We start from the raw sequence: 25,505 nt of genomic DNA on the forward strand, positions 1-25,505 counted from the left end.
CCGGGGAAAACGGACCTTCTTCTACCCGGGAACCGAAGAAAGGTTTCGGGGCCGGTCAAAGATCGTTCGTGACGGCCAGCACCCGGGCCCGGGCCACCATGTAGTCGCGCAGGGCCCGGGCCAGATCGGTGCGCGCCGCCGTGAGGCCCAGTTCGGCGTCGGTCACGTCGAGCGCCGTGCCCACGCCGTAGCGGTACGAGGCCTCGGCGAGCTCCAAGGCCTTCTCGGCCTGTTCGATGTTCTGGCCCGCGGCCTCGATGATCTGGCGGGCCTCCTCCACGGCATCGAGCGCCACCTTGGCCTCCAGCGCGATCCCCTGCTTCGCCTGGTCGATGGCGATCTCCACGTCCCTGAGCTGGCTTCGGGCCTGAGCCACCTTGCCCCGGGTCTTCCCGGCGTCGAAGAAGGGCCAGCGCAGCTGCACCCCCACGACCCACTGCTCGCGGCGGAAATCGAGCCGGTCCCACTCCTGGCTGCCGAACCCGTACTCCCCCCGCAGGCCCACCGTGGGCTTGTTCTCGGCCTCGGCCAGCCTGAGGCTCTTTTCGGCCATCTCCCGGGCCCGGGCCAGGGCCGCCAGTTCGGGCCGCCGCTCCCAGGCCTGCTCGATCACGGCCCCCAGATCCCCGACGGCCAGCGGTTCCTGGGCGAGCTCGCCCACGGGGTCCAGGGGGGCGTCCTGGGGTCGGGCCAGCAGGTTGTTGAGCCGCGCCTGGGCCTGGCGCACCCGGTTTTGGGCCTGGATCACGGGGGGCCGGGCGTTCGCTACCGCCACCCGGGCCCGGACCACCTCGAACTCGTTCACCACCCCGGCCTCGAACCGCTTCTGCGCCACCTCCAGGTGCCGCTCCTTCTGGGTCAGGGTCTCCTGGGCTACCTCCACCAGCCGGCGGGCGAGCAGGAGGTCGTAGAACGCCTCGTGGACCCGGAGCTTCACGTCCCGCTCCACGGCCTGGAGTTCCCAGGAGGCCTGCTCCCGGGCCACCCGGGCGATCTCGATGGCGGTGGACACCCGGCCCCAGGAAAAGAGGATCTGATCCAGCGTGCCCTTGATCTGGTAGAAGTTCGTCGCCTCGGGCTGGATGAACCCGCCGAAGGTGTCGAGAAAGCTCTCGTCGTAGCTTCGCCGGTAGGCCGCCTCCACGCCGAGTTGGGGGTAGACCTGGCTTTTGACCTCGGTGATCTGACCTTCGAGTTGGAGGAGCTTCTCCCGGGCCCGCCGCACCTCGTGGTTCTGCTCCAGGGCCAGGGTGACCGCGCCCGGCAGGTCGAGCCGGAGCGGATCCGCCGCGTACGCGGCCGTGCCCGCCAACAGGGCGGCGGTGAAGGTGGCGCAGACCCCTCGTACCCAACCCCGCTTCATGGCCTTCCTCCCCGCGGCAACTCCGCCGCGTGCCGTGCTGAATGAAAATTCAGGCGCGTACCGTACGCCGGGGGGCGGGGCCGTTGCAACCCCGGGGACGTGGCAGCCGGGTCCCCGCCGGGGTACACTCCCAGGCTCCCCCATTCGCCGGGCGGAGCGGAGGCGCGGGATGCGAAAGGCCGAGCGGTTTTCGAACCCCTGGAAGCGAAGGGGGGTGTTCGCCTGCGATCACGTGGCTCACCAGGACTTCGCGGGGTCAGTGAGCCCGTACCACGTGCTCCGGGAAAAGGGGTGCTACCCGCGGGGGTGCCTCTACTTCCGGTGGCGGTGCAAGCGGCTCGAGAAGGGCAAGACCTGCAAACGCAAATTCCGCCACGTGGGCCGGCTGTGCCGGGGATGCCCCGAGTACGACGAGGAGAAGGTTCACCAGCAGCCCCGGCTTCTGCTCACGCCCGGCCAGTGGCTCGATTTCCGCAGGGAGCTCGAAGCCTTCGAGCGCTGGTTCGACGAGACGGTGGGCCGGCGGGTGGAGGTGTCGGGCGAGGTGGCCGAGGTGAAGCCCCGCTTCGTCCAGGAGGTGGACGCCGGGAGCCGGGTGCGGTACCAGGGGTTTCTGGTGGTGCTCGCCGGCGCCCACCTGGGTTGGACCCGGATCGACGCGCCCGTGTACCTGCGGGTGTCCCGGGCGGCCCAGGACCGGCACGGGTTCCGGGCGGGGGACCGGGTCGAGTGCCTGGGCGAGGTGGCCGAAGACCGTGGCCGCATCGTGATCCGGAGGGTGGGCCGGGTGGAGTTCGGCGATCGGGGGACGGGCCGGGTCTGGACCGCGGCCGACGGGCTCGTGGCCAAGGCCGCGGCCACGGCGTTCCCCCACCAGCCCGAGACCTGCCTCCGATGCCCCGGCGGAACCCTCCTCGACGTGTACCGGGACGACGGCGGGGGGGTGCGCCATCACCGGAGGCTCCTGTGCCTCGAGGGACTCCCGACGCCGGAGGTCTGTCCGCGGTGGCATGGCTGGGCGGCTGGGCAGCTAGGCAGCTGAGCGGCTAGGCGGCTAGGCTGCGGGCGGCGGGCGCGAGGACGTTAGGGCGTCGGTCGTAGGTCGTTGGTCGTAAGTCGTTGGTCGTGGGGCTTCGCCCGTTACTACGAATACCTTCATAAAGTATTGCCGGGGGCGGGTGGGGGATTGGTTCCGGCCGGGCGCGAGTGCGGCACCCGATCACCGCGCCTTTCCATGCCGTTGTCGGCTCGGCAGGGCGGGGCGGCGGTGGCGGACGTTCCGGATCTTTCAAAGCGATCCGGGCGTGGTGATGGCACGGCGAGGTAAGGGGCCGCACCCGGCTCTCCACCAGCCCCCCACCCGCAGGTTTCCGCAGCAACGCCGTGGATCTGACAATACTTTCGTTGGTCTTCGTACGAGCGGTAACGAACGACTTGCGGTGGTTGACGGCTGTTCTCTCGACGAACGACAAACGACGAACGACCTGCGGCAGTGGACCCGTCCCCGCGTCCGCACGTCCCAGCGTTCGCACGTTACACCGATTCACGATCCACGACTTCACAATTTGCGGCTGTTGCGCCGCCCAGCCAAAGGAAAGGAGGCGTGCTTGGCGATCCCGTGCAGTCCTGACCTTCGGTGGCGCCTCGTGCGGGTGGCCCAGGGACTCGAGGCCCCGGACCTCCTGGTGCGGGGCGGTCGGGTGTGGAACGCGTTCACCGGCGAGGTGGCCGCGGCCGACGTGGCCGTGTGCGGCGACCGGATCGCCCGGGTCGGGCCCTGGGACGGTCCGGTGGGGGAGGGGACGGCGGTCCTGGACGCCCGGGGCCTCGTCGTCGTGCCCGGCTACATCGAGCCCCACACCCACCCCTGGCCGTTCCACAACCCCCTGGCCCTGGCCGAGGCCGCCGTATGCCGGGGGACCACCTGCCTCGTCTACGACAACCTGCTCCTCTACCTGGCCCTGGGGCCGGACCGGTTCGCCGAGTTGGCCGGGGCGCTCAGCCGGGCCGCCCTAGGCCGGGTGTTCTGGGTGGCCCGGATCGCGAGCCAGTCCTGGTTCCCTGAGGAGGCCGAGGTGTTTGGAGAAGAACCGCTCCGGCGGCTCCTCGAGCGGCCCGAGGTGCTGTGCACCGGCGAGATGACCCGGTGGACCGATTTTCTGCGGCCCGACCGGGCGCCCCGGCTCCTCGGGCGCATCGAGGACGCCCGGGCCCGGGGCCGGTTCGCCGACGGGCACACCGCCGGGGCGAGCGCCCGCCGGCTTCCGGCCCTCGCGGCCACCGGGATCCGGTCGTGCCACGAGGCCATCACGGCCGACGAGGCGCTCGAACGGCTCCGGCAGGGCCTCTGGGTTCTGCTCCGGCACTCGAGCCTGCGGGAGGACCTGGAGGCGCTTCTGCCCGTGCTCGGCCGCACCGCCTTCCACGACCGGCTCACCCTCACCACCGACGGGGCCAAGGCGCACCAGATCGTCAGAAAGGGCCTCACCGACCACCTGATCCGGATCGCCCTCGGAGCCGGGGTGCCGGAGCACACGGCCTACGCCCTGGCCACCCGAAACGCCGCCGCGTTCCTGGGGCTCGACCAGGACCTGGGGGCCGTGGCGCCGGGGCGGCTTGCCGACCTCAATCTCCTCACCGACCTTCGCGATCCCACCCCGGTGGCCGTGGTGGTGGCCGGCCGGGTTGCGGCCCGGGAGGGGCGGCTCGTGGTGCCGGCCCCGAGCGCGTCGTTCCCCTGGGCCGAGGCGTACCGGGGAGGGGAGCCCCCCGTGCCGGCCTGGGGGCCCGAGCGGTTCGTGTTGCCCCCCCACGCGCCAAACCCCTTTCCGGCCGGCCGGCTTGCGAACGCGGTCATCACCCGGGAGGAGCCGGTGGCGCTGGAGCCCCGGGGCCCGGGCCTGTGGCCCGCGCACCCGGAGGCCCACGTGCTCGCCCTCACCGACCGCACGGGGGCCTGGATCGGCCGGGGGGTGGTGCTGGGCCTGGGGGACGGGCTCCGGGCTGTGGCCAGCACCTACACCACCAACGCCGGCATCCTCGTGGCCGGCCGGGACCCGGAGGCCATGGCCGAGGCCCTCGGGCGGGTCCGGGCCATGGGCGGGGGGATCGCCGTGATCGGGGACGGGGAGGGGGCCCGGGAGTTTCCGTTTCCCCTGGCTGGGATCCAGATGCCGGGCCCCTTCGAGGGGGCAGCCGAAGCGGCCTCGGCCTTCCAGGCCGCGATGGAGGCCGGAGGCTACGCCCATTCCGACCCCAACTACACGCTTCTGTTCCTGTCGTGCGATTTTCTGCCCGATCTTCGGCTCACCCGGCGGGGCTGGATCCGGATCAAGACCGACGAGGTGCTCCTGCCGGCGGAGGAGGGGAGAGGGTGACCGGGCAGGCCCGGGAGAGCCGCTGGCCCATCGGCGTGCTGCTCCTGGCCGGGGTGGCCTGGCTCGGGGTGGGGCTCTCGGTGCTGCGGCCGCCCCCGGCCGAGTTCCCGCCGCTTACGCCCCGGGCCGAGTGGGAGCGGCTCCTCGTGGGCGAACCCGTGGATCTCAACCGGGCCACGGCCGTGGATCTCGCGGCCCTGCCGGGGATCGGCCCGGCCCGGGCCGAGGCCATCGTGGCCGAGCGGGAGCGAAGGGGAGGGTTTCGCACCGTGGACGAACTCACCGCCGTCCCGGGCATCGGCCCCAAGACCCTGGAGCGCCTGCGGCCGTTTCTCGCCGCGTCGCCGCCGACCGCGGACCGCAGACCGTAGACCGGCGACCGTGGACCGCCGACCGTAGACCGTAGACCGCAAACCGCCGGAGGGAGTCTCCCATGCGCATCTTTTTCACCGGAGCCACAGGGTTCGTGGGGAGCCGGCTCGTGCCGTTCCTGCGGGAGACCGGGCATGAGGCCGTGCTCCTCGTGCGCCCGTCGGAGAAGACCGGGGCGGTGCCCGCCTGCGACCAGCTCGTCACGGGAAACCCCATGGAGTGGGGTCCGTGGTGGAAACCGGTGGCCGGGTGCGACGCCGCCGTGAACCTGGCCGGGGCGCCGATCGTGGGCAAATGGACCCCCGAGAAAAAGGTGATGATCCGGGAAAGCCGCGTCCGGACCACCCGGAACCTGGTGGACGCGATCCCCCAGGAGGCCAATGGGTTCACCCTGGTCAGCACCTCGGCCGTGGGGATCTACGGGGACGCGGGGGAGCGGGAGCTCGACGAAGACGCCCCGCTCGGGAACGACTTCCTCGCGAAGGTGGCCCGGGACTGGGAGGCCGAGGCCCTAAGGGCCCGGGAGAAGGGCGCCCGGGTGGTGATCCCCCGGTTCGGCATCGTGCTGGGCCCCGGGGGCGGGGCGCTCGCCGAGCTCGCCAAGATGACCAAGCGGTTCCTGGGCGGTCCGGTGGGCTCGGGCCGGCAGTGGTTTTCGTGGATCCACCTCGAGGACCTGTGCCGGGCCATCCGGTTCCTCCTGGAACGGCCCGACTTGGAGGGGGTGTTCAACCTGTGCAGCCCCAACCCCGTGCGGCAGATCGATCTCGCCCGCACCCTCGGGCGGGTGCTGGGCCGGCCGGCGTTCACCCCGGCCCCGGCGTTCGCGGTGAAGCTCGTGCTGGGAGAGTTCGGGAGCACCCTGCTCGCGAGCCAGCGCATGGTGCCCCGAAGGCTCCTGGAGGCCGGGTTCGAGTTCCGGTACCCGGACCTGGAGGGGGCCCTGCAAGACATCTTGGCTCGGCGGCTCGGCGGCTAGGCGGCCGGGCGCCGGGTCACCGTGCGGGGGCAGTTGGGGGGCCCGGCGGACCAGAACGGTCGGGTACCCCGGGGTCAGATTGAGCCGCCTTTCGTGCACGGCGCATTTCGCCTGGAACAGGAAAACCGTCGGTCGTCCAAGGCAGCCGTATTCGTCCACGGTGTCGAGGTTTCCGCCGCCCTTGGCAACCACTAAGTCTGCCTCGCGGATGCGTTCGCGTACGTCCGGCGAGCACCGGCGAACAATGGTTCCGGGCAGGGGGCCCCGGATCCCGTTGGGGACCACCGCGGCCACCCCATCGAGCCCGACCCACCTGGCCTCCGTTTCGGTGACGTCGTTCAGGGCCGGTTCGCTCCGGACCACATAGGTGACCTCCGCACCGGTCAGATCCCGGAGGGTCGAAATCGCCACGCGATCCAGAACGGCTTCCCCGGCGTTGTCCGCCAGGCAGACGATCCGTGTGGCTCCTTCGAATAGCCGTATCGCCTCGTCCATCCCCCCGCCCTGCACCGGGTGCTCCAGCTTTTCCCTGATCTCCTTTTCCACGTCGGGGGTGCCGTTCGGGTGCACCATCCGATCCAGCGCGTTTCCGATGCACCAGATCCGCAGCAGGGTCTCGAAGGGGCTGGCGGACCGGCGAAGCGTCTCCTCCACCTTGGGGAGGGCGCGCTTCGCCCCCTCCATCTCGTGGCGCTTGGATTCCCGGAACGGGTCCCACACCCCCGTGCGGTCGCGAAGCCAGGTGAGGACCGTCTCCAGCGCTTCCGGCGGGGTGCGGTGGTCTGGGAGTTCGCCCCACACGGGAAGGTTCGAAACCTCGGTTGCGAGGATCGTCTGGGCCCGGGCATCCGGCCCCGCAGCGTTCCGGGCCGCCGAAAGTGCCACGCGTCGAATGCACGCCAAACATTCCGGTTCGGTGCGCATGTCCTACTCTCCGGTTTCCCCCAGAAGGTTCACGGGGGGTCTAGCAGACAGCCTTGTGTCCCGCCGACTCACCCGCCCGGTTCGCCATCCACCTCGGAGGGACAGGCTCCGCACGGCCCACGCGGCCTCCTCGGGCAGGAGGAACACGGGCACCCCTTGGGCCTCCAGGGCGCGGCGTCGGGTATCTTCCTCTTGGGCCAGGCGGTCGATGGCGATCCAGTAGACCACCACCGGCTTTCCCGTGTTCCGCCGGATCTCGACCAGATGCTCGTCGGGCGGCGGGAAGTCCTTGTGGATCGGGAACACGGCCAGGAGGATGTCCACCTCCGGCGCTTCTGCCATGCGCCGTGCGACCCGGCCGTACAGCCCCGCGTCGAACCCAGAGGTGGTGAGGTCTAGTGGATTTTTCAAGATCACCGCTGACACATTGCCAATCGAATCCCGGAGCCTCTGCCGGGTGTTGTCCGATAGATCGGCTAGGGGCGTTCCCCATTCGGCCAGGATGTCGTGGATCACGATGCTCCCGCCCCCCGAGGGGGTGAGGATCCCGACCCGACCACCGGGCGGGGCCGGGCACAGGGCAAGCGCCTTGCAGGCGCAGGCGAGTTCGGTGGCGGTGCCCACTTGGATCGCCCGGGCTTGCCGCAACACGCCCTGCACCACAGGCCCGGCTCCTGCCAGGCTCCCGGTGTGGCCCAGGGTGAGGGAGTCGGCGCCTTCCCCGCGCCCGCCCTTGAGCACCACCACGGGCTTACGGCACGACGCAGCCCGAAGGGCGGCGATCAGGTCGCGGCCCCGCTCCGTCCCCTCCAGGTACAGGGCCACCACGCGTACGGCAGGGTTCTCGCTCACAGCGGGCACGAGGTCGGCGAAGTCGGTGCGCGTGCGGTTTCCCACGCCGATCCAGTAGGCGATGCCCGTTCCCTCCTCCAGGAGCTTCCGGTAGATGGCCCCGCCCACACCGCCACTCTGGGTGATCACCGCCACCGGACCCGGCTCGACCCGGAACGGAAAGAAGGTCGCGTTCAGGGAAAGCCCGGCGTGGATCAGACCCGGGGTGTTGGGTCCCAGGAGGCACACCCCCGCCCGGTCCGCCGCGGCGCCGAGTTCCTCCTCGGGCCGCTGCCCGGTCCCGCCGACCTCCCGAAACCCGGCGGCAAAAGCCACAACAGCGCGAACCCCTGCCCGGCCGCACCTCTCCACCAGATCGATCGTGGCCCGTGCGCCCACGGCGCTCAGCACCAGGTCCACAGGCCGCCCAATGTCCTCCAGCGACCGGTACGCCCGCCGGCCCATGATTTCTCGATGCCGGGGATTCACCGGGTACACCTCGCCCGGAAAGCCACCCTGAAGAAGGTTTTCACACACGCTGTACCCCAGCTTGCCCGGGTCGGGGGTGGCCCCAACGACCGCCACGCTGCGGGGGGACAGCAAGGCTCGTAGCCCGCGGTTCACGCCTCGTCCTTCCGTTTGAGCACCACCAGAGCATCCACCGCGACGGGCCGGGCGCCGCACAGGATCACCGGGTTGATATCGATTTCCCGGATGGACTCGTGCTCGAGCCCGATCCGGCCCACTTGGACGAGGATCTCGCCCAGCCGGTCCAGGTCGGCCGACTCCATGCCCCGGACCGCTTCGAGGATCCTGTGCCCCCGAATCTCATGCATCATCTCCAGGGCATCCTCGGTTCCGATCGGCGCCATCCGGAAAGAGACATCCCTCAGGATCTCGGTGAAGATGCCCCCCAGCCCGAACATGACGCACGGCCCGAACTGGGGATCCCGGATCATGCCGATCGCGAGTTCCCTGGGGCCCTTCACCATTTCCTGGACCAGAACGGTCGGTCGGGCGCCTTCCATGCGCGCCCGCACCGCGTCGTAGGCGCCCAGGAGTTCCTCGTCGCTTCGGATGTCTAGACGGATCAGGTCCTTTTCGGTTTTGTGGGCGATCTCTGGGGAACATGCTTTCAAGACCACGGGATACCCGACCTCCCGGGCTGCTCCGGGAAGATCCTCGCGCCGTCCCACGAGGATCTCCCGGGTGACGGGGATCCCGTACGCTGCCAAGAGGCGCTTGGCCTCGTGCTCGGAGAGCACGGTACGCCCCTCCCGTGCGGCCCTTTCGACCCCGTTCATCCCGACTCTCCTTCGCAGGCGCCACCGGCGTCGGTCGTCGCGCGCTCCGTGTCCCATCCCGCGCACGTTGCCCCTGGATCCTCTCCCTCGAGTTTCGCCACCACCCGGTCCACAACGGCCCGTTCCTCGTCCGTGAGCCGGGAGAGGAATGCCCGGTTCGTTTCTTCGTAGATGCGCCTCAGATCCCCTTCCAACGCCCGGGCCTTCGGGGTGAGTCGCACGTGGATCGCCCGGCGGTCGTCAGGGCTCGCTGCCCGCACCACGAAGCCATCCCGCTCCAAGCGGTCGAGGATGCCGGTGAGGCTGGACTTGTCCAAAGCCGCCTTGGCCCCGAGCCGCGAGATGGGGATGTCGTCCTCTTCGTACAGGGCGATCAGGAGGAAGAACTGGGGCTGAGTCAGGCCGTAGGGCTCCAGCCTCTCCCGGTAGACCCGGGCCATGGCCCGGGACACCTTCCCCAAGGCGAAACACAGACACTCTCGAAACAGCATGGCGTCTGCTCCCGGGGCTCAGGCCCCAAGCGCGGCCGGTGGGGCAGGGCGCACGTCCGCGCGGGTCGACGGTTCCGGCGTTCGCACCCTCATGCGGGCGTCCACGGCCACGCAACCCCGGCCCTCTTCCAGGACGAGCAGGGGGTTGATCTCCAGTTCCACAATGTCGGGGGTCCCGATCGGGATCCGGGAGAACGCGGCGATCGTTCGGGCCAGGGCGGCCACGTCGGCTCTTGGGTGGCCCCGGAATCCTTCCAGAAGAAGGCTCCCGCGGACCTCGGCGATCATCTCGGCGGCCTCGGACTCAGACACGGGGGCCACCCGCACCGCCACGTCCCGGTACACCTCCACGAACACACCACCCATGCCGAACAGCACCACGGGCCCGAACTCGGGGTCGTGCTTCGTTCCGAGGAGCACCTCCACCCCCGATGGGGCCATCCGCTGCACGAGGAAGACGGCCCGGCCGTCCGTAAGGAGCGGCCCGAACCGGGCCTTCATGTCCTCCAGCGCCCGTTCCAGTTCCCGGCGGCCCCGCACGCCCACCCGCACGCCGCCGGCCTCGGTTTTGTGCACGATCTCGGCGGACGCGATCTTGAGCGCCACGGGGTAGCCCAACCGGTCTGCCGCTTGCAGCGCCTTGTCCGCACTCCCGGCAAAGGCGTATGGGGGAACGCGCAAGCCGGCCGCCGCCAAACGCGCAAACGTCTCTTCCGCCTCTGCCACACGGCCCGTGCCAGCCGGAGACCTCGGGCCGGTGACCGTGAGGGGCACCGGTTTTCTGGTGTTTTGCGCGTGTCGGCGCGAGGCCGCAAGGGCCCGGAGGGCTTCAGCCGGCTCCAGAAAGAGCGGGAAGTCGGTGGCCGTCTTCACGGTGAACCACTCGTCCCGTTCCGTCATGAAGCACACGGCCACGGGTTTTTCGTATCTCGAGGAGAGGTCCCGCACGGCCCGGAGGAGTTCCAGGGTGGCCTCGGTCTCTTTCCCCCGGCTGTGGAGGTGCTGCAGCAGCACGCCGTGCACCTCGGGTTGGGCCAGGGCCGCTTCCACCACGTCGGCGTAAAACCCCAGGTCAAACACGTCGCCCAGGTCCAGGGGATTCGTGAGCCGGATGACGCCGGCCCGGACCCGGCTGCGGATCTTCTCCAGGAGGGAGTCGGGAAAGCGAACCAGGCGAAACCCGTTGGCGGCGGCCGCGTCCGCCGCCATCACGATCTGCCCCCCGGACCGGCCGATCACCGCCAGGTTGGGGCCGGCCATGGGGGGAAGCTGGAACCCCTTCAGAAGGGCGGCCAACTCCGAAAGGCTGTGCACCCGGTGCATCCCGGCCTGGGCCAGTGCGGCGTCGCACACCGTTTCGTCGCCGGCCAGGGCCGCCGTGTGGAACCGGGCGATCTCGTGGCTGGTCGGGGCGGTATTGGCCTTGAGCACTACGATGGGCTTGTCCGTGGAGGCCGCAAGATTCATCAGCCGTCGCCCGTCGGTGATGCTCTCCAGGTAGAGGGCGATGATCCGGGTCCCCGGGTCGCGGATGAGGTACTCCAGGTAGTCATTCTCGTCCAGGTCGAGCTTGTTGCCCATGCTGATGAGCTTGTTCACCCCGAGGTTCTCGCACGAGAACAGCTTGATCCCCCCGAACACGACCCCCCCGCTCTGGGAGATCAGGGAAACGGGGCCCTTGCGGATCGCGGCCGGGTCCATGGCCATGAACGGAAGGACCAGCCCGTTGTCCAGGTTCACGATGCTGATGCAGTTGGGACCGACGAACCGGATCCCGTACCGCTCGGCGATGTCGAGGAGCCGGCGCTCGTCCTCTCGCCGCTCCTCCGCGTACTCGCCAAACCCGCCCGACTCGATGACCACCCGCCGGATGCCTAGTCGTCCGCACACCTCCAGCGCGTCTGGCACGTACGGGGCCGGGATCAGGATGACCGCCAGGTCCGGCGTGTCGGGAACCTCCTCGAGGGTCCGGTGGATCGGACGGCCGCCGAGCCGGCCGCCGTTGCGGCCCACCAGGTGGACCCGGCCCGGAAACGAGAACCGCTCCAGGTTCTCCACGATGGTGCGGCCCAGATTGTGGGGGGCGTCGGACACGCCGACGATCACGACGCTTCGGGGGTAGAACAGGGTGCGCATGCTCGGCCCTTTCCCTGACCCCCTCTACGACCAGGCTAGGTGCCGGAGGGGACGGCCGCTGCGCAGCCGCTCCACGTTGTCCGCCACCGCCTTGGCGATCAGGTCGTAGGAGAAGTCCGTGACCCCCGCGATGTGGGGCGAGGCGATCACGTTGTGGCGGAACAGGGGATCCTCGGGATCGGGTGGCTCGGTCCAGAACACGTCGAGCCCCGCACCGGCGATGCGGCGATTCTCCAGCGCTTCGAGCAGTGCGTCGTAGTCCACCACCGGTCCCCGGGAAACGTTGATCAGGAACGCGGTGGGCTTCATCCGCGCGAGTTCGCGCCGTCCGATGAGCCCCCGGGTCTGCGGGGTGAGGGGCACGGCGAGGATCAGGAAGTCCACCGCCTCCAGCAGGGCCCCCAGGTCCCCGGGCCCGCCCAGGAAGTCCAGATCCTCGGGCGGGGTGGGCGCCGGGGTCCTGCGCACGGCCCAGACTTCCATTCCCAGCGCCTTGAGCCGTGCGGAGATGGCCCGGCCCAGGTTACCCAACCCCACGACGCCAGCGCGCTTGCCGAAGAGCACCGTGCCCACGGGCACGCCGAGGCGGCGTTCCCTCACGGCGCTCGCGGCGCTGGGGAAGTCCCGGGCCAGAGCCAGCATCAGGAACAGGACCCATTCGGCCACCGACACCGAGTTGCCCGTATCGCCACTCGGCACGTTGGCCACGGCGATGCCCCGGCGCCGCGCAGCCTCGATGTCCACGCCTTCCAGGCCCACCCCGAACTGGTGGATTAGCCGGAGCCGCCCCGCGTTTTCCAGGAGTTCGGCGTCCAGGCGCGCCATGAGGGGGATCGCCACCTCGGCCGCGCCGATGTGGTCGGCCAGTTCCGACTGGGGGCAGCAGACGATCTCGTCATCTGGCAGATACCGGCCCAGGGTGGCCCGGGCCGCCGGAAAGGAGGTGTCGCAGAAAAGGATCCGCATGGGAGTGTCTTCGTGTTGGTTTCGATGCGCGATGTTTCCGTGTGTATATTCCGCATGCAAACTTTCTGTCAACAGAAAACTTGCCCTGCGGCGCAAGAACCTCGTCTCTCCCGGGCGACTACCCCTCCGGGGCCGCAGCCACCAGGCGAGCGCCCAGTTCCCGCGCCCTTGCCAAGGGCTGCGACTGGCGAAGCACGTCGCCTTTCTCCCGGGTGGCTGTGGCGAGAACCCGGCCGGCGGGGGCGAACCCCAGGAACCCGAACATCCGCTCCAGGTAGTCGAAGTAGGCGGCGAAGGCGTCGGGGTCGGGGTTCCCCTGGGTGTACGCAAAGCCGATCCGCTTGCCCGCAGGAATCCGGGAGGTCAGTTCCGGGGTGAGGAACCGGCACATTCGGTCGATGAAGGTCTTGGCCGGGCCCGGCACCTGCCACATGTACACCGGTGAGGCGAACACCACGGCGTCGGCAGCCAGGATCGACGAGGCCGCCTCATCCATGCCGTCGCGCAGCACGCAGTTCCCTTCGGGGCGGCAGGCGCCGCACCCCTGGCACGGCCGAAGATCCAGGTCGGCGATCCGCACCAAGCGGATGCCCGCCCCTTTTTCCCGTGCCCCATCCAACACGGCGCTCGCGAGCGCTTCCGTGTTCCCTTCGGGGCGCGCACTGCCACAAAATGCGATCACGTTCATGGATTTTCTCCATTCGTTGTTGCGGGTCGAAAGATCCGAGGTTCAGCGCGACCGTGGAATCATGGATTCTCACGGGCTTCCCACCCTCACGGCCCGCATGGAGACCGCCCGGTTCTGGAATCCTTCGTAGGGAAACGTCACCCGATCCCCCGGGGGCCGAAGCGCAGCCACCCACAGGAGCGGAAGGTAGTGGTCCGGGGTCGGTACGCTGAACCGGGCCTCCTCCCCCCAATCCCCGTAGTTCGCCAGGGCCGTCAGGTCGCCGTCTTCCACGGCCCTTGCCACCTTCCGGTCGAACGCCACGCCCCTCGGATCGGGAGGCGCGTTCATGTTCCCGAGGTCGGCCTCCCACAGGTTGTGCACCACGTTCCCGCTTCCGAGGACCAGGACCCCCTCCTCCCTGAGTGGCAGAAGGGTCCGGGCGAGGGCCAGGTGCTTCGGCGCCGGGGCCTCCACGTCGACGCTGATCACGAACACCGGAACGTCGGCCCCTGGGAACAGCCGCAACAGAACGGTCCACCCCGCGTGGTCCAGCCCCCACCCGTCGTCGCAGGAAACGTCCGGGGCGACCTCTCTCAGCAACCCCACGGCGCGCCGCGCCACCCCGGGGGCGGCGGGCGGCCGGTACCGGATGGAGTAGAGTTCCGCCGGGAACCCGTAGAAGTCATGGATCTGCCGCAGCGAGGGCTGGCAAGAAACCCGGGTGCCCCGGGTCATCCAGTGCGCTGATACCACCGCCACGGCCTTGGGGCGGGGCAGTGTGCGACCCAACTCCCGGAGGCTTCGCGCATACTCGTTCTCGAGGAGCGCGTTCATGGGGCTTCCGTGCCCCACGAACAGGGCGGGCTGGAGCACGTCTACACGCCTTTGCGTGAGCCCGCGCTACGACGCCCCGCGGCCCCGGACGAGGGCCCGGGTGATCTCGGCCACGTGCCGGCCCTGGAACCGCGCGATAGCCAGCTCGTTCTCGGTAGGTTGGCGCGAGCCGTCCGCATTCGCCAGCGTGGTGGCCCCGTAGGGGGTGCCGCCGGTGATCTCCCCCATCTCCAGGAGGCGCTGCTCGGCGTAGGGCACGCCCACCACGATCATGCCGTGGTGGAGCAGCGTGGTGTGGAAGCTCGTGATCGTGGTCTCCTGGCCCCCGTGCTGGGTGGCCGTGGAGGCGAACACGCTGCCCACCTTCCCCACCAGGGCGCCCCGCATCCACAGCGGGCCGGTCTGGTCGAGGAAGTTCCGCATCTGCGCGCACATGTTGCCGAACCGGGTGGGCGTGCCGAACAGGATTGCGTCCGCCTCGGCCAGTTGCTCGGGTTCGGCCACGGGGATGTGGGCAAAGGCCTGCCGGGCCGCCTTGGCCCCCGAGGCCTCGAGCACCTCGTCGGGCACCAGTTCGGGCACCTGGTACAACGTCACCTCGGCCCCTTCCACCTGGCGGGCGCCTTCGGCCACCGCCTCGGCCAACCGGTACACATGACCGTACATGCTGTAGAAAATCACCTGGATCTTCATTTGCGTCGTCTCCTTTCGATTCTTGGACTCCGCAGTATCCGAGGCCTGTCCTTGCGGGGACGCGAACATACCGCCGCCGCGGTTGTTGTCAAGAAGGGCGCCCGGGGGAGGCCCCCCCCGGGCCAAGCCCTAGTTGGAGGCTCGGGTCGCTACCCGTTTCACCGTGGACGTCCGGATCGTGGCGGCCACGAACCGGGATCTCGCCGCAGCGGTCGCGTCGGGTCGGTTCCGCGAAGACCTCTACTACCGGCTCAATGTGTTCCCCATCGCTCTGCCCCCCTGAGGGAGCGACTCGAGGACATCGAAGTCCTCGTTCCCCACCTTCTCAAGCGGGCCGGGAAGCGCCAGGGTGTTCCCGTGCCCCGATACACCGCGGAGGATCTGGAACGGTTGCGCGCCTACCCGTGGCCCGGGAACGTGCGCGAGCTCCAGAACGTGCTCGAACGGGGAGTGATCCTCGCGCGCGGCGGGCGCCTGGTGCTGGACCTCCCTTTGGCCCCTGCCCCGCCCGAACCTCGCGCCCCGGCTCCAGAGCACCTCCCGGCGGTTCGCACCCTGGAGGACCTCAAGCGATTGGAACGGGAACTTCTCCTTCGTACCCTCGAGGCCAGCAACTGGAAGATCTACGGTCCCCGGGGAGCCGCGGAACGCCTCGGCATGAAGCCCACCACCCTGATCTCCAAGATGAAACGCCTGGACCTTGCCCGGCCATCCTGATGAAAACTCAACCCCCTTGATGCCAGCGTCTACCCCTTCAACCCTCCGGCCCGCTCGAACAGCGCCAGGTAGGCGTCGGCCCCGAGATCCGTGACCTGGGGCTCGGAGAATCCCATCGGCCGCTCCAGCCGAGCCAGGTCCTCCGGCGCCAGCCGGATCGACGGTGGAGGGCCATGGGGCATCGGTCCCTTCTTGAACTCCACCACGCGGGCCACCCCCGGGTGATACCAAGTTGCCATCCATCGCATAGGGTTCCGGGGGAGGGGCAAGGAACCTGCCTCCGGCCGGGCGCGAAGCCGGACATTGAGATTCGCCGCGCCGGCACAGGACCGAAGAGCTGGTTTCATGGCAGTGCGGCAGAATCCGAACCCTTTCGCGGTCCGAGCGTCAGAGGCGGGGCGCGGCGAGCTAGGGAGCCGCGCCCGGCTCTCCGACAGGCCCCTTGCCCCTCCAGGCAGACGGCCAAATAGCTTTGAACGCGACTCGGTATGAGAGGACGCGGGCCGCCTCGCCCAGGGCGATCGCCTCCTACGATGCTTATGAAAGCGGGCCAAGTTCACCTGGGGACAGGTCCATGGCGAGTTGACCTGTTGGGATCGCCGTGTTAGTTTTTCGACTGAGTCCTCACTCAATGCCACCGTCGTGCGTTTCCCCGCATCCCGCCGTGCCCGCACGCGGAGATCCTGCACGCCCTGATCCGCCCCTTTGGAAGCTTTGGAGACGTTTGTGATGAACCGCAGGCAGGCCATCTTGCGAGCGGCGATCGAGCTTTTCGCCGAAAGAGGGTACGGGTCGACCCCAACGTCGGAAATTGCGAAACGGGCGGGGGTGGCCGAGGGAACCATCTTCCATCATTTCAAAAGTAAGGAAGGGGTGCTCCGAGAGATCCTTCTGGAGATGCTGGATGATTACATCCGAGGGGGGGAAGAGGAAGTGAGGAACGCGGCCTCCGGGATGGAAGGGGTGGAGAAGTTGATCCGCTTCCACTTTCGCTTCACCCGGGAAAGGACGAGAGAGTTTCGGGTGGTTTTGCGAGACGTTCCCTACTCGTTTCTGCGGACCGACACGCCGTTCGCGAAGGAGTTCAAAAACCGTTTCTCCCGCATGGTGGGGCTGTTCCGGCGGTGCATCGAGCGGGGCCGGGAGGACGGATCGATCCGAGACGTGCCGTCGGAGGAGACCGCGTTCATCCTGCGCGGACTGCTGTATGGGATCAGCCGGCACCGGCTTCTCGGGCCCCTGGAACCGCCGCCCCTCGAGGCGGAGGTGGCGGCGTTTTGTCGGCGAAGCCTCGCCGCGAGGGCGTGAGCGGCAGGCCGCAGACGACGTGTCCTGCCGCTCGTAACGAGCGGATATTGCACAAGTTTAGAGCGATTTGCCCCCCACTCTCCGCTCTCCTTCCAAAACGTTCCCGGACGCCCGGTGCGCCGGATGGAGAGGATGGGCGGGGGCTTCGTTTTCGAGGTGAGGCATGGACACAACGGCGAAGGGGGCGGGGACGTCGGAAAGCGTTTCGGCGGCCGACCAAGTCCGGCGGCCGGCCGGCAAGCGGCTTGTCCGAGTGCTTTTGGTGCTCCTCGTTTTGGGGGCCGGGGGGGCGGCGGCATGGTACTGGGTTCGCGCGCAGTCCTACGAAACCACGGATGACGCCTTCCTGGAAGGCCGGGTGATCTTCGTGAGTCCGCGGGTCGCCGGCCACGTGCTGAGGGTCCACGTGACCGACAACCAGGAGGTTCGGGCCGGGGACCTCCTGGTCGAACTGGACCCGGCGGATTTCGAGGTGCGCCTGCAAGAGGCCCGGGCCGGGCTGGGCGTGGCGCTCGCCCGGGAACGGGCTGCGGAAAAGGCGCTGGAACTGGTGGACGTCACCTCGGGGGCGGGTCTGGGGGAAGCCGAGGCGGCGGTGGCCCGGGCCCGAGCGGATGTCCGGTCGGCCGAAGCCGCGGTGCGTGCGGCCGAGAGTCGGGTGGCCGAGGTCCGGGCTCTGCTTGGATCGACCGAGGCCCGGGAAAGGCAGGCAGAGGCGGAGGTGGAGGCGGCCGCCGCCGAGGCCCGGCGTGCCGAAGCGGACTGGGAGCGCTACCGGGCCCTGGGGGAAGGGGGGGTGGCAACGGGCCAGCAGGTGGACCAGGCCGCCTCCACTGCGCGCGCCGCCGCGGCCCGGTTGGCCGCGGCGCAGAAAGCCGCTGACGCCGCCCGAGCCGAGGTGTCCCGGGTGGGGGCGGCCGAGGAAACAGCGCGAAACGAGCTGGCCAAAGCGCGAACCCAGCGCGACCAGGCCGAGGCGCGGTTCAAGGAGGCGCTGAGCCGTCTGGAAGGGGCCAAGGGCGCCCCGCAACAGGTGGCCGAAAGCGCGGCGCGGCTGGAGGCGGCGAAAGCCGAGGTGGAGAGCGCCCGCGCCGCAGTGCGGAAGGCCGAGTTGGAACTGTCGTACACCCGCATCGTGGCGCCGGAGGCCGGGCGGGTGACCCGAAAAGCCGTCGAGCCGGGCATGTTCGTCCAACGCGGCCAGGCGCTCCTTGCCGTGGTGCCGGGGGATCTTTGGGTGGTGGCGAACTTCAAGGAAACCCAGATCACGCGCATGCGCGAGGGCCAAAGGGTGGACGTGCGGGTAGACGCCTATCCGGACCGGACGTTCCGGGCCCACGTGGACAGTTTCCAGTCCGGTACGGGAGCGCGATTCAGCCTGCTTCCCCCGGAGAACGCGACGGGGAACTATGTGAAGGTCGTGCAGCGCGTTCCGGTGAAGATCTGCTTCGACGAGACGATTCCTTCCGAACTCCATCTCGTGCCGGGTCTTTCGGCGGTGCCCCGGGTGTGGGTGCAATGACCTCCACGGCGAAGATGCGCTGTGGGGCGCCCCGGATTGAGACCCATGGGGCGGTCGCGCGTGCCCGAACCGGAGGAGGTCGGCCGTGAACGCCTCCCACCCCGCGGTGGACAAGTGGCTGGTGGCGTTCACCGTGATGTTCGGAACGTTCATGGCCGTGATGGACGTCAGCGTCGTGAATGTGGCCCTGCCCCACATGATGGGGAGTTTTGGCCAGGACCTTTCGGCCATCACCTGGGTGGCCACCAGTTACAGCATCGCGGAGATCATCCTCGCGACAATGGCGGGATGGCTCAGCACCCTCGTCGGGCGCAAGCGGCTGTATCTGGCCTCCTTCGGGCTCTTTACCGTGGGATCGGTGTTGTGCGGAACCGCACAGACGTTCGGCCAGATGATGGTGTACCGGGTCTTGCAGGGGGTCGGGGGAGGGGCGCTGATCCCCGTGTCCCAGGCCATTCTTCGGGAAACGTTTCCCCAGGAGGAGCAGGGGATGGCCATGGCCATCTACGGCATGGGGGTGGTGCTGGCGCCGGCGGTGGGCCCGATTCTGGGGGGCTGGCTCACCGACCGGTACGGTTGGCCCTGGATTTTCTTTATCAACGTGCCCGTGAGCCTGCTGGGGATGGCCCTCATCGGCACGTTTGTGCACGATCCCCCCTACCTGCGCCGGGGAGTCAAGAAGGTGGATTGGGTGGGGATCAGCTTGCTCACCGTGTCGCTGACCGCCATGCAGGTGGTCTTGGAACGGGGGCAGGAAAAAAACTGGTTCGATTCGGGGTTCATCGTGGGGGGCACGTTGGTCGGGGGCGTGACCCTGCTTGCGCTCGTTCTGTGGGAACTTCGGGTTTCGGAACCCGTGGTGAACTTTCGGCTGCTTCGCAACATACCGTTGACCGTGGGGTCGACCATTGGTGCCATCTTCGGGGTTGCCCTGTTCGGAACCACTTTTGTGCTTCCTCAGTTTACCCAGCACCTGCTCGGGTATCCGGCGTTCGAGGCGGGTCTCGTGCTCGCGCCGCGCTCCCTCACCCTGCTGGCATGCATGCCTTTGGCCGGCTGGTTGTACCGGCGGGTGGATCCCCGTCTGCTCATCCTGGTGGGCATCGGACTCAACTTCTGGTCGTACTACGACCTGTCCCACCTGTCGCTCGACGCGGGATTCTGGAACCTGGTGCCGATGCTGCTGATCATGGGGGCCGGCATGCCGTTCCTGTTCGTGACCATGACCACCGTGGCCCTGAGCACGGTGGCGAGAAAAGATATGACGGATGCTTCCAGCCTGTACACCCTGGCGCGAAGGGTGGGCGGCAACGTGGGCTATGCGCTCGTGGCCACCTTGGTAGCCCGCGGGCAGCAACTCCACCGGGCCCACATGGTCAAGCACGTGAGCCCTCTGAATCCGTTGTACCGGTTGTTCGAGCAAGCCGTGGGGGCCACGGCGCTGGGAGGGACGGGGACGTTGGGGGCCCATGCCCTGGCCTCGCGGCTCGTGGACCGGCAGGCGACGATGATGGCCTACAACGACGTGTCGTGGGCCCTGGGGTTCATGTTTCTGGCGATTGCCCCGCTCCTACTCCTTCTCCCCGGTCACAACGGCCTTCGGAAGGGGGCCGGGTAACCGCGGTCTGCGCCCCGGGGAGGGCAAGCCGATACGAAACCCTCCGGAACCACTGCCGAGGCGCGGGTGGGAGACTGGGGCCGGCCGGGTGCGATCGCGGCTCCCGGCCTGGGGCGGATCCGGGTTTCGGCCCTACGCCCCGTAGGACAATGCGGACGCGGTCGTCTCCTGGCGCTGGGGGTACTCAATCCCCCCGTTTTTCCGGCGGGTGGCGCTGGCCCATGACATCCATCGGGCGATGCGAAGGGGCGTTACCCGCCCAGATACGCCCGCTTGACCTCGTCGTTGGAGAGGAGGTGGTCGGTGGGGCCCTCGGCCACGATGCGGCCGGTGTCGAGCACGTAGCCCCGGTGGGCGAACTTGAGCGCGAGGGCCGCGTTCTGCTCCACCAGCAGGATCGTCACCCCCTCGCGGTTGAGCCGCTTCAGGGCCCGGAACATCTCGTACTTGAGCACGGGCGCAAGCCCCATGGAAGGCTCGTCCAAAAGGAGCACCCGGCACCCGGTCATGAGGGCCCGGCCCACGGCGAGCATCTGCTGCTCCCCGCCCGAGAGCGACTCGCTGCGCTGGCGCCGGCGCTCCTTGAGCCGGGGAAAGAGCTGGAACACGTGGTCGAGGTCCTTGGCCACCCCCGGGTCGCCCCGCCGGGCGTAGGTGGCGAGTTCCAGGTTCTCCTCCACCGTGAGGTTCCCGAAAATCCGCCGGCCCTCGGGCACCAGGGCCATCTTGAGCCGCCGCACCACGTCGTGGGGCTCCACCCCCAGCAGGCTCTGCCCGGCGAACCGGATGTCGCCCTCCACGACCCGGGGCGCCTCGGGCGGGGGCAGCCGGCACACGCTCAGCAGGGTGGTGGTCTTCCCGGCGCCGTTGGCGCCGATCAGGGTGACAACCTCCCCCTCGTCCACGGTGAAGCTGATGCCATGGAGCGCCTCGATGTTGCCGTACCGGACGACCAGGTTTTCGATCTCGAGAAGCATGGTTTGTTCCGTCTTCTGTTATCGGCGCGGTCGGGACGGCCGGTCCTTCGCGAAGAAAGGCGGCCTCGCCGAAGCCGCTATGGCTCGGTACGCTGCGGCGCGTGAGGGCACGCGCCGCGGGCGCTCCCCTCGCCAAGCGGCTTAGCGCGGCTCGGCCGCAAGCTTCGGCCGGCCGCCCCGACCGCTCGCTCCGGAGCGCCCTGGGCGCGCGCCCGGGTCAGATCTCGTCGTCTCCCAGGTAGGCCTGGATCACGGCCGGGTTCGTGCGGATCTCGTCGGGGGTGCCCGACGCGATCGTCTCGCCGAAGTCGATCACGGTGATGTGGGAGCACAGCTCCATCACCACGTCCATGTGGTGCTCGATCATCCAGATGGTCACGTCGAACCGCTCCCGGATCCACCGGATGTGCCGGATCAGCTCCTCCACGTCGGCCGTGTTGAGGCCGGCGGCCGGCTCGTCCAGCAGCAGGAGCTTGGGCTCCACCGACAGGGCCCGGGCGAGTTCCACCTTGCGCTGGAGCCCGTAGGGCAGATTCTTCGGGAGTTCCGAGGCCACGTGGTCGAGTTCGAGGACCTCCAGGAGTTCCCTGGCGTAGGCGGCGATCTCGGCCTCCCGGCTCTGATACCTGCGGGTACGCAGCACCGCGTCGGCGAAGCCGTATCCCAGGCGGTGGTGCTGGGCGATGCGGATGTTGTCGAGCACGGTGAGGTCGTTCCACAGCCGGATGTTCTGAAACGTGCGGGCCACCCCCAGGGCCGTGACCTCGTGGGGCTTGAGCCCCGCAATGTTTCGGCCCTCGAACCGGATCTCCCCCCGGCTGGGCTTGTAAAACCCGCTCACCAGGTTGAACACCGTGGTCTTGCCGGCGCCGTTGGGGCCGATGAGACCCGTGAGCGTTCCCGGCTCCAGGGTGATGTTGAGCTCCGACAGGGCGCAGAGGCCCCCGAAGTAGTGGGTCAGGTTGCGGATCTCCAGCACGGCCATGGCGCTTCTCCCCTACTTGAACCGGTAGAAGCACCGAAGCCACGGGAACACGTCGGCGAGTTCCCGGTTGCCCAGGATCCCCTCGGGCCGGAACTGCATGAGCAGGATCAGGAGGAGCGGCACCACGATCCACTTGATGATTTGGAGCGGCCGCAGGGCCTCGAGGAGCAGGGTGAATAAGACGGCCGAGAGCACCGATCCCGACAGGCTCCCCATGCCGCCCAGGTACACCATCACGAGGGCCTCGGTGGACTTGAGGATCCCGAACGACCCCGGGTTCACGTACCCCACGATGTGGGCAAACAGGGCCCCGGCCACCCCGGCGAGCCCCGAGCTCAGCATGAAGGCGGCGATCTTCATGCGGTTCGTGTCCACGCTCATGATCTCGGCCGCCACCTCGTCCTGGCAGATGGCCATGACCCCCTTGCCGTAGGTGGAGTACACGAACCGCCGCAGGATCCAGATCGTGAACACCGCGAAGACGAACGACCACAGGAGCATCCAGGGCAGGTCCCAGGCCTTGCCCATGGCTTTGACCACCCGCTTCATGCCCATGAACCCGCGGGAGCCCCCGATCACGTCCAGGTTCTCGATCACGCTGATCACGATGTAGTTGGCCGCGATCGTGATAATGGCCAGGTAGTCGCCCCGGGTCCGAAACGACGGGATCGCCACCAGGAGCCCGGCCAGGGCCGCGGCGAGCCCTCCCGCGAGCACCAGGAGCGGAAACCCCACCAGGGCCCACTCGGGCGGCAGCAGCGGCGGGCCGAACACCCGGTCCTTGGCGAACAGGAGCACCCCGAGGATCGACGACACGTACCCCCCCACGGCCATGAACCCGCCGTGGCCGCAGGAGAACTCCCCCATGTAGCCGTTGACCAGGTTCAGGCTCGCCGACACGATCACGTTGACCGCCATGAACATGAGAACGGTCTGGGTGTACTTGTCGAGGAGCCCGCCCTGGCCGATCCAGAGGATGAGGCCCAGCCCGGCGAGGGTCAGGCCCGGCACGCTCCAGCGCTGGAGCACCGTGGGTTCGGCGGCCCCGCCGTCGGGCCGCACCGCGATGGTCGAGGGTTGTGAGGTCATCGGCTCGTTTGTCGTTGGTCGTTGGGATGTTGGGACGTTAGGTCGTTGGGATGTTGGGACGGAGACCTTTTGCTTCCCAGCCTCCCAGCTTCCTAGCTTCCCAGCTAAATCTTCGTCGTCTTCGCCACCCCGAACAGCCCGGTGGGCTTGAACGACAGGATCACCAGGAGCACGGTGAACGCGATGAGGTCCCGGAACGTGCTCGGGAAGAACGCCACCACCAAAATCTCCACCGCCCCCAAGAGGAACCCGCCCACGAACGCCCCCCGGATGTCGCCGATGCCCCCCACCACGGCCGCGATGAACGCCTTCCAGCCGATGAGCGCGCCCATGTAGGGCTCGAGCACGGGGTACGACATGGCAAAGAGGACCCCGGCCAGCCCTGCCATGGACGAACCCAGGATGAAGGTGAACACGATCACGGTGTCGATGGGGATCCCCATGAGGGGCACCGCGAACTTGTCGTAGGAGATCGCCCGCATGGCCATGCCGATCTTGGTGCGGGTCACGATGAAGTGAAGGAGCAGGAACACGAGGAGCGTGGCCACGATCACGGCGACCTTGAGGTTCGTGAAGCTCACCCCGCCCAGGGTGTACACGGTCTCGGGAATGAGCTCCGGGAACTTCTTCCGGCTCGCCCCCAGCAGCGCCAGGTTCCCGTGCTCCAAGATGAGCCCGGCCATCAGGGCCGTGATGACCACGTAGAGCCGGTTCGCGCCCTTGCGCCGAAGCGGCCGGTAGGCCACCCGCTCCAGGGTCACCCCCACCACCGAGGTCAGGGCCATGGTGGCCGGGATCGTCACAGCGAGCACGACCCACCCGGGCAATCCCGCGGCCTGGGTCAGGAGGAACGTGGCCACGAAGAACCCGATGTACGCGCCCACCATGAACACGTCGCCGTGGGCGAAGTTGATCAGGAGGAGCACGCCGTACACCAGGGAATAGCCCAGGGCGATCAGGGCGTAGAAACTGCCCCACTGGAGGGCGTTCAGAACGTTCTGGATGACGGTGGAAAGCAACGCCGGCCTCGTTTGGCTGGAAGAACGAACCGGGGGCGGCGGCCCGCGCCGCCGCCCCCGGTCGGTTCAGGTGCAGAGGGCTACGGGCACACCGACTCGGTGAACACGAACTCGCCCTGGTCGCTGATCTTCACGACCACGGCGCACTTGATCGGGTCGCCCTGCTCGTCGAACCGCATCTTCCCGGTGATACCGTCGAACTCCTTGATCGAGGCCATGGCGTCCCGGATGGCCTTGCGGTCCTTCTCCAGGTCGCCCGTGAGCCCGCCGGTGTCCTGGATGGCCTGGAGCACGATCCGGGTGGCGTCCCAGGTGAGCGCGGCCACGTCGTCCGGGGTGTAGCCGTACTTCGCCTTGTAGCGCTCGATGAACTCCTTGGTGGCGCCCGTGGCCCCGGCCGCGGCGTAGTGGGTGGAGAAGTAGTGGCCCTTGCAGTCGTCGCCGCACAGCTCCATGAGCTCGGCCGAGCCCCAGGCGTCCGAACCCATGAAGGGGCCGGTCCAGCCCAGGTTGTGGGCCTGCTTCACGATGAGGGCCACCTGGTTGTAGTTGTCGGGCACGAAGATGAAGTCGGGCTTCGCCGCGATGATCTTCGTCAACTGGGCGCTGAAGTCCTGGTCCTTGGTGCCGTGGCTCTCAAAGGCCACCACCGAGCCGGCGCCGTGCTTCTTCTCGAAGTCGGCCTTGAAGATCTCGGCCAGGCCCTTGGAGTAGTCGTTGGAGAGGTCGTAGATCACGGCCGCGGTCTTGGCCCCGAAGGTCTTGGTGGCGAAATCCACGGCCACGGGGCCCTGGAACGGATCGAGGAACGCCGCCCGGAACACCCAGGGCCGGTCCTTCGTGGTGTCGGGGTTGGTGGACCAGGGGGAGATCATCGGGGTCTCGTTGTCGTCGCACACCTGGCCGGCGGGCACGGCCTGCTTCGAGGAGTTGGGGCCCACGATGGCGAGCACCTCGTCCTGCTCGATGAGCTTCAGGGCCGCGGTCACGGCCGACTCGGCCTTGGACTCGTTGTCCTCGTACACGAACTCGAGGGTGTACTTCTTGCCCCCCACCTCCAGGCCGCCGGCCCCGTTGATGTCCTCCCGGAGCATCTCGGCCGCGTACTTGGACGACTCGCCCACCTTGGGGATGTCGCCGGTGAGCGGGATGTTGAACCCGATCTTGATCGTGTCGCCGGCCCAGGCGGGCGCCGCCAGGGCGAGGCAAAGGGCCGTTGTCTGGATCCAGGACCTGCGCATTGGTTCCTCCTTTCGTCGTGAACGGGCCAAAACCGAAGGGGTGGCGGATGATAGTGGAAACTCCCCGGTGAAGGCAAAGGAAAACCGGG

Annotated in this window: 24 protein-coding genes and 1 pseudogene; 9 read left to right on the forward strand and 16 right to left on the reverse strand. The window is 68.7% G+C overall.

Annotated features, from left to right (window positions below; translation table 11 throughout):
• Positions 1-55: 55 nt before the first annotated feature.
• Entirely contained in the window at positions 56-1,363 is a 1,308-nt protein-coding gene (locus ACY0I8_RS02395; protein ID WP_461393430.1) for a TolC family protein, read from the reverse strand.
• A 169-nt stretch (positions 1,364-1,532) separates the two neighbouring features.
• Here ACY0I8_RS02395 and ACY0I8_RS02400 point away from each other — a divergent pair, with 169 nt between their 5' ends.
• The 4 genes from ACY0I8_RS02400 (at position 1,533) to ACY0I8_RS02415 (ending at position 6,091) form a co-directional block, all read left to right on the forward strand.
• Positions 1,533-2,405: a hypothetical protein gene (locus tag ACY0I8_RS02400; protein WP_461393431.1), complete on the forward strand. Its 873-nt coding sequence runs from the start codon at positions 1,533-1,535 to the stop codon at positions 2,403-2,405.
• Between the two features lie 565 nt (positions 2,406-2,970).
• Positions 2,971-4,740, forward strand: coding sequence for an adenine deaminase C-terminal domain-containing protein (locus ACY0I8_RS02405; RefSeq protein ID WP_461393432.1), 1,770 nt, complete (start codon positions 2,971-2,973; stop codon positions 4,738-4,740).
• Entirely contained in the window at positions 4,737-5,111 is a 375-nt protein-coding gene (locus ACY0I8_RS02410) for a ComEA family DNA-binding protein (RefSeq protein WP_461393433.1), read from the forward strand. Before ACY0I8_RS02405 ends, ACY0I8_RS02410 begins: the two co-directional genes overlap by 4 nt.
• A 62-nt stretch (positions 5,112-5,173) precedes the next feature.
• Entirely contained in the window at positions 5,174-6,091 is a 918-nt protein-coding gene (locus ACY0I8_RS02415) for a TIGR01777 family oxidoreductase (RefSeq protein ID WP_461393434.1), read from the forward strand.
• A gap of 96 nt (positions 6,092-6,187) precedes the next feature.
• Here the strand turns inward: ACY0I8_RS02415 and ACY0I8_RS02420 are convergent.
• From ACY0I8_RS02420 to wrbA, 9 genes and pseudogenes are all read right to left on the reverse strand, one after another.
• Positions 6,188-7,015: pseudogene (locus ACY0I8_RS02420) on the reverse strand (damage-control phosphatase ARMT1 family protein); the annotation flags it as partial.
• A gap of 3 nt (positions 7,016-7,018) precedes the next feature.
• Positions 7,019-8,470, reverse strand: a complete 1,452-nt coding sequence (locus ACY0I8_RS02425; protein ID WP_461393435.1) for an acetate--CoA ligase family protein — start codon at positions 8,468-8,470, stop codon at positions 7,019-7,021.
• The gene (locus ACY0I8_RS02430; RefSeq protein ID WP_461393436.1) at positions 8,467-9,150 is read right to left on the reverse strand and encodes an acetate--CoA ligase family protein; all 684 of its coding nucleotides are present in this window, start codon (positions 9,148-9,150) and stop codon (positions 8,467-8,469) included. The genes ACY0I8_RS02425 and ACY0I8_RS02430 overlap by 4 nt, the downstream gene beginning before the upstream one ends.
• Positions 9,147-9,641, reverse strand: coding sequence for a MarR family winged helix-turn-helix transcriptional regulator (locus ACY0I8_RS02435; protein WP_461393437.1), 495 nt, complete (start codon positions 9,639-9,641; stop codon positions 9,147-9,149). The genes ACY0I8_RS02430 and ACY0I8_RS02435 overlap by 4 nt, the downstream gene beginning before the upstream one ends.
• 18 nt (positions 9,642-9,659) lie before the next feature.
• A complete protein-coding gene (locus ACY0I8_RS02440; RefSeq protein ID WP_461393438.1) occupies positions 9,660-11,777 on the reverse strand; it encodes an acetate--CoA ligase family protein in 2,118 nt (705 codons plus the stop codon).
• Positions 11,778-11,801: 24 nt separating this feature from the next.
• Positions 11,802-12,743: a 2-hydroxyacid dehydrogenase gene (locus ACY0I8_RS02445; protein WP_461393439.1), complete on the reverse strand. Its 942-nt coding sequence runs from the start codon at positions 12,741-12,743 to the stop codon at positions 11,802-11,804.
• Between the two features lie 118 nt (positions 12,744-12,861).
• A complete protein-coding gene (locus ACY0I8_RS02450) occupies positions 12,862-13,431 on the reverse strand; it encodes a flavodoxin family protein (RefSeq protein WP_461393440.1) in 570 nt (189 codons plus the stop codon).
• Between the two features lie 69 nt (positions 13,432-13,500).
• The gene (gene ygiD, locus ACY0I8_RS02455) at positions 13,501-14,286 is read right to left on the reverse strand and encodes a 4,5-DOPA-extradiol-dioxygenase (RefSeq protein ID WP_461393441.1); all 786 of its coding nucleotides are present in this window, start codon (positions 14,284-14,286) and stop codon (positions 13,501-13,503) included.
• Positions 14,287-14,313: 27 nt separating this feature from the next.
• On the reverse strand, positions 14,314-14,940 hold the full coding sequence (wrbA, locus tag ACY0I8_RS02460) for an NAD(P)H:quinone oxidoreductase (RefSeq protein ID WP_461393442.1): 627 nt from the start codon (positions 14,938-14,940) through the stop codon (positions 14,314-14,316).
• A 163-nt stretch (positions 14,941-15,103) separates the two neighbouring features.
• Here wrbA and ACY0I8_RS02465 point away from each other — a divergent pair, with 163 nt between their 5' ends.
• Both ACY0I8_RS02465 and ACY0I8_RS02470 read left to right on the forward strand, forming a co-directional pair.
• Positions 15,104-15,223 (forward strand): sigma 54-interacting transcriptional regulator, encoded by a 120-nt coding sequence (locus ACY0I8_RS02465; RefSeq protein ID WP_461393443.1) that lies wholly within the window; start codon positions 15,104-15,106, stop codon positions 15,221-15,223.
• A gap of 17 nt (positions 15,224-15,240) precedes the next feature.
• Positions 15,241-15,657, forward strand: coding sequence for an AAA-type ATPase lid domain-containing protein (locus ACY0I8_RS02470; RefSeq protein WP_461393462.1), 417 nt, complete (start codon positions 15,241-15,243; stop codon positions 15,655-15,657).
• Between the two features lie 29 nt (positions 15,658-15,686).
• On the opposite strand, the gene ACY0I8_RS02475 is transcribed toward ACY0I8_RS02470, so the two are convergent.
• Positions 15,687-15,896, reverse strand: a complete 210-nt coding sequence (locus ACY0I8_RS02475; protein WP_461393444.1) for a hypothetical protein — start codon at positions 15,894-15,896, stop codon at positions 15,687-15,689.
• 490 nt (positions 15,897-16,386) lie between these two features.
• On the opposite strand from ACY0I8_RS02475, the gene ACY0I8_RS02480 reads away from it, so the two are divergent.
• From ACY0I8_RS02480 to ACY0I8_RS02490, 3 genes are all read left to right on the forward strand, one after another.
• Entirely contained in the window at positions 16,387-16,965 is a 579-nt protein-coding gene (locus tag ACY0I8_RS02480) for a TetR/AcrR family transcriptional regulator (RefSeq protein ID WP_461393445.1), read from the forward strand.
• Positions 16,966-17,128: 163 nt separating this feature from the next.
• Entirely contained in the window at positions 17,129-18,487 is a 1,359-nt protein-coding gene (locus ACY0I8_RS02485) for an HlyD family secretion protein (protein ID WP_461393446.1), read from the forward strand.
• A gap of 85 nt (positions 18,488-18,572) precedes the next feature.
• Positions 18,573-20,105 (forward strand): DHA2 family efflux MFS transporter permease subunit, encoded by a 1,533-nt coding sequence (locus ACY0I8_RS02490; RefSeq protein ID WP_461393447.1) that lies wholly within the window; start codon positions 18,573-18,575, stop codon positions 20,103-20,105.
• A gap of 251 nt (positions 20,106-20,356) precedes the next feature.
• Here the strand turns inward: ACY0I8_RS02490 and ACY0I8_RS02495 are convergent, their stop codons facing one another.
• The 5 genes from ACY0I8_RS02495 to ACY0I8_RS02515 all read right to left on the reverse strand — a co-directional run bounded on the left by ACY0I8_RS02495 (position 20,357) and on the right by ACY0I8_RS02515 (position 25,416).
• On the reverse strand, positions 20,357-21,082 hold the full coding sequence (locus ACY0I8_RS02495) for an ABC transporter ATP-binding protein (RefSeq protein WP_461393448.1): 726 nt from the start codon (positions 21,080-21,082) through the stop codon (positions 20,357-20,359).
• Between the two features lie 217 nt (positions 21,083-21,299).
• On the reverse strand, positions 21,300-22,067 hold the full coding sequence (locus ACY0I8_RS02500) for an ABC transporter ATP-binding protein (RefSeq protein WP_461393449.1): 768 nt from the start codon (positions 22,065-22,067) through the stop codon (positions 21,300-21,302).
• 12 nt (positions 22,068-22,079) lie between these two features.
• Positions 22,080-23,156 (reverse strand): branched-chain amino acid ABC transporter permease, encoded by a 1,077-nt coding sequence (locus ACY0I8_RS02505; protein WP_461393450.1) that lies wholly within the window; start codon positions 23,154-23,156, stop codon positions 22,080-22,082.
• Positions 23,157-23,260: 104 nt separating this feature from the next.
• Positions 23,261-24,175: a branched-chain amino acid ABC transporter permease gene (locus tag ACY0I8_RS02510; RefSeq protein WP_461393451.1), complete on the reverse strand. Its 915-nt coding sequence runs from the start codon at positions 24,173-24,175 to the stop codon at positions 23,261-23,263.
• Between the two features lie 80 nt (positions 24,176-24,255).
• Entirely contained in the window at positions 24,256-25,416 is a 1,161-nt protein-coding gene (locus tag ACY0I8_RS02515; RefSeq protein WP_461393452.1) for an ABC transporter substrate-binding protein, read from the reverse strand.
• Positions 25,417-25,505 lie beyond the last annotated feature (89 nt).

It is taken from the genome of Deferrisoma sp. (genome assembly GCF_054681715.1).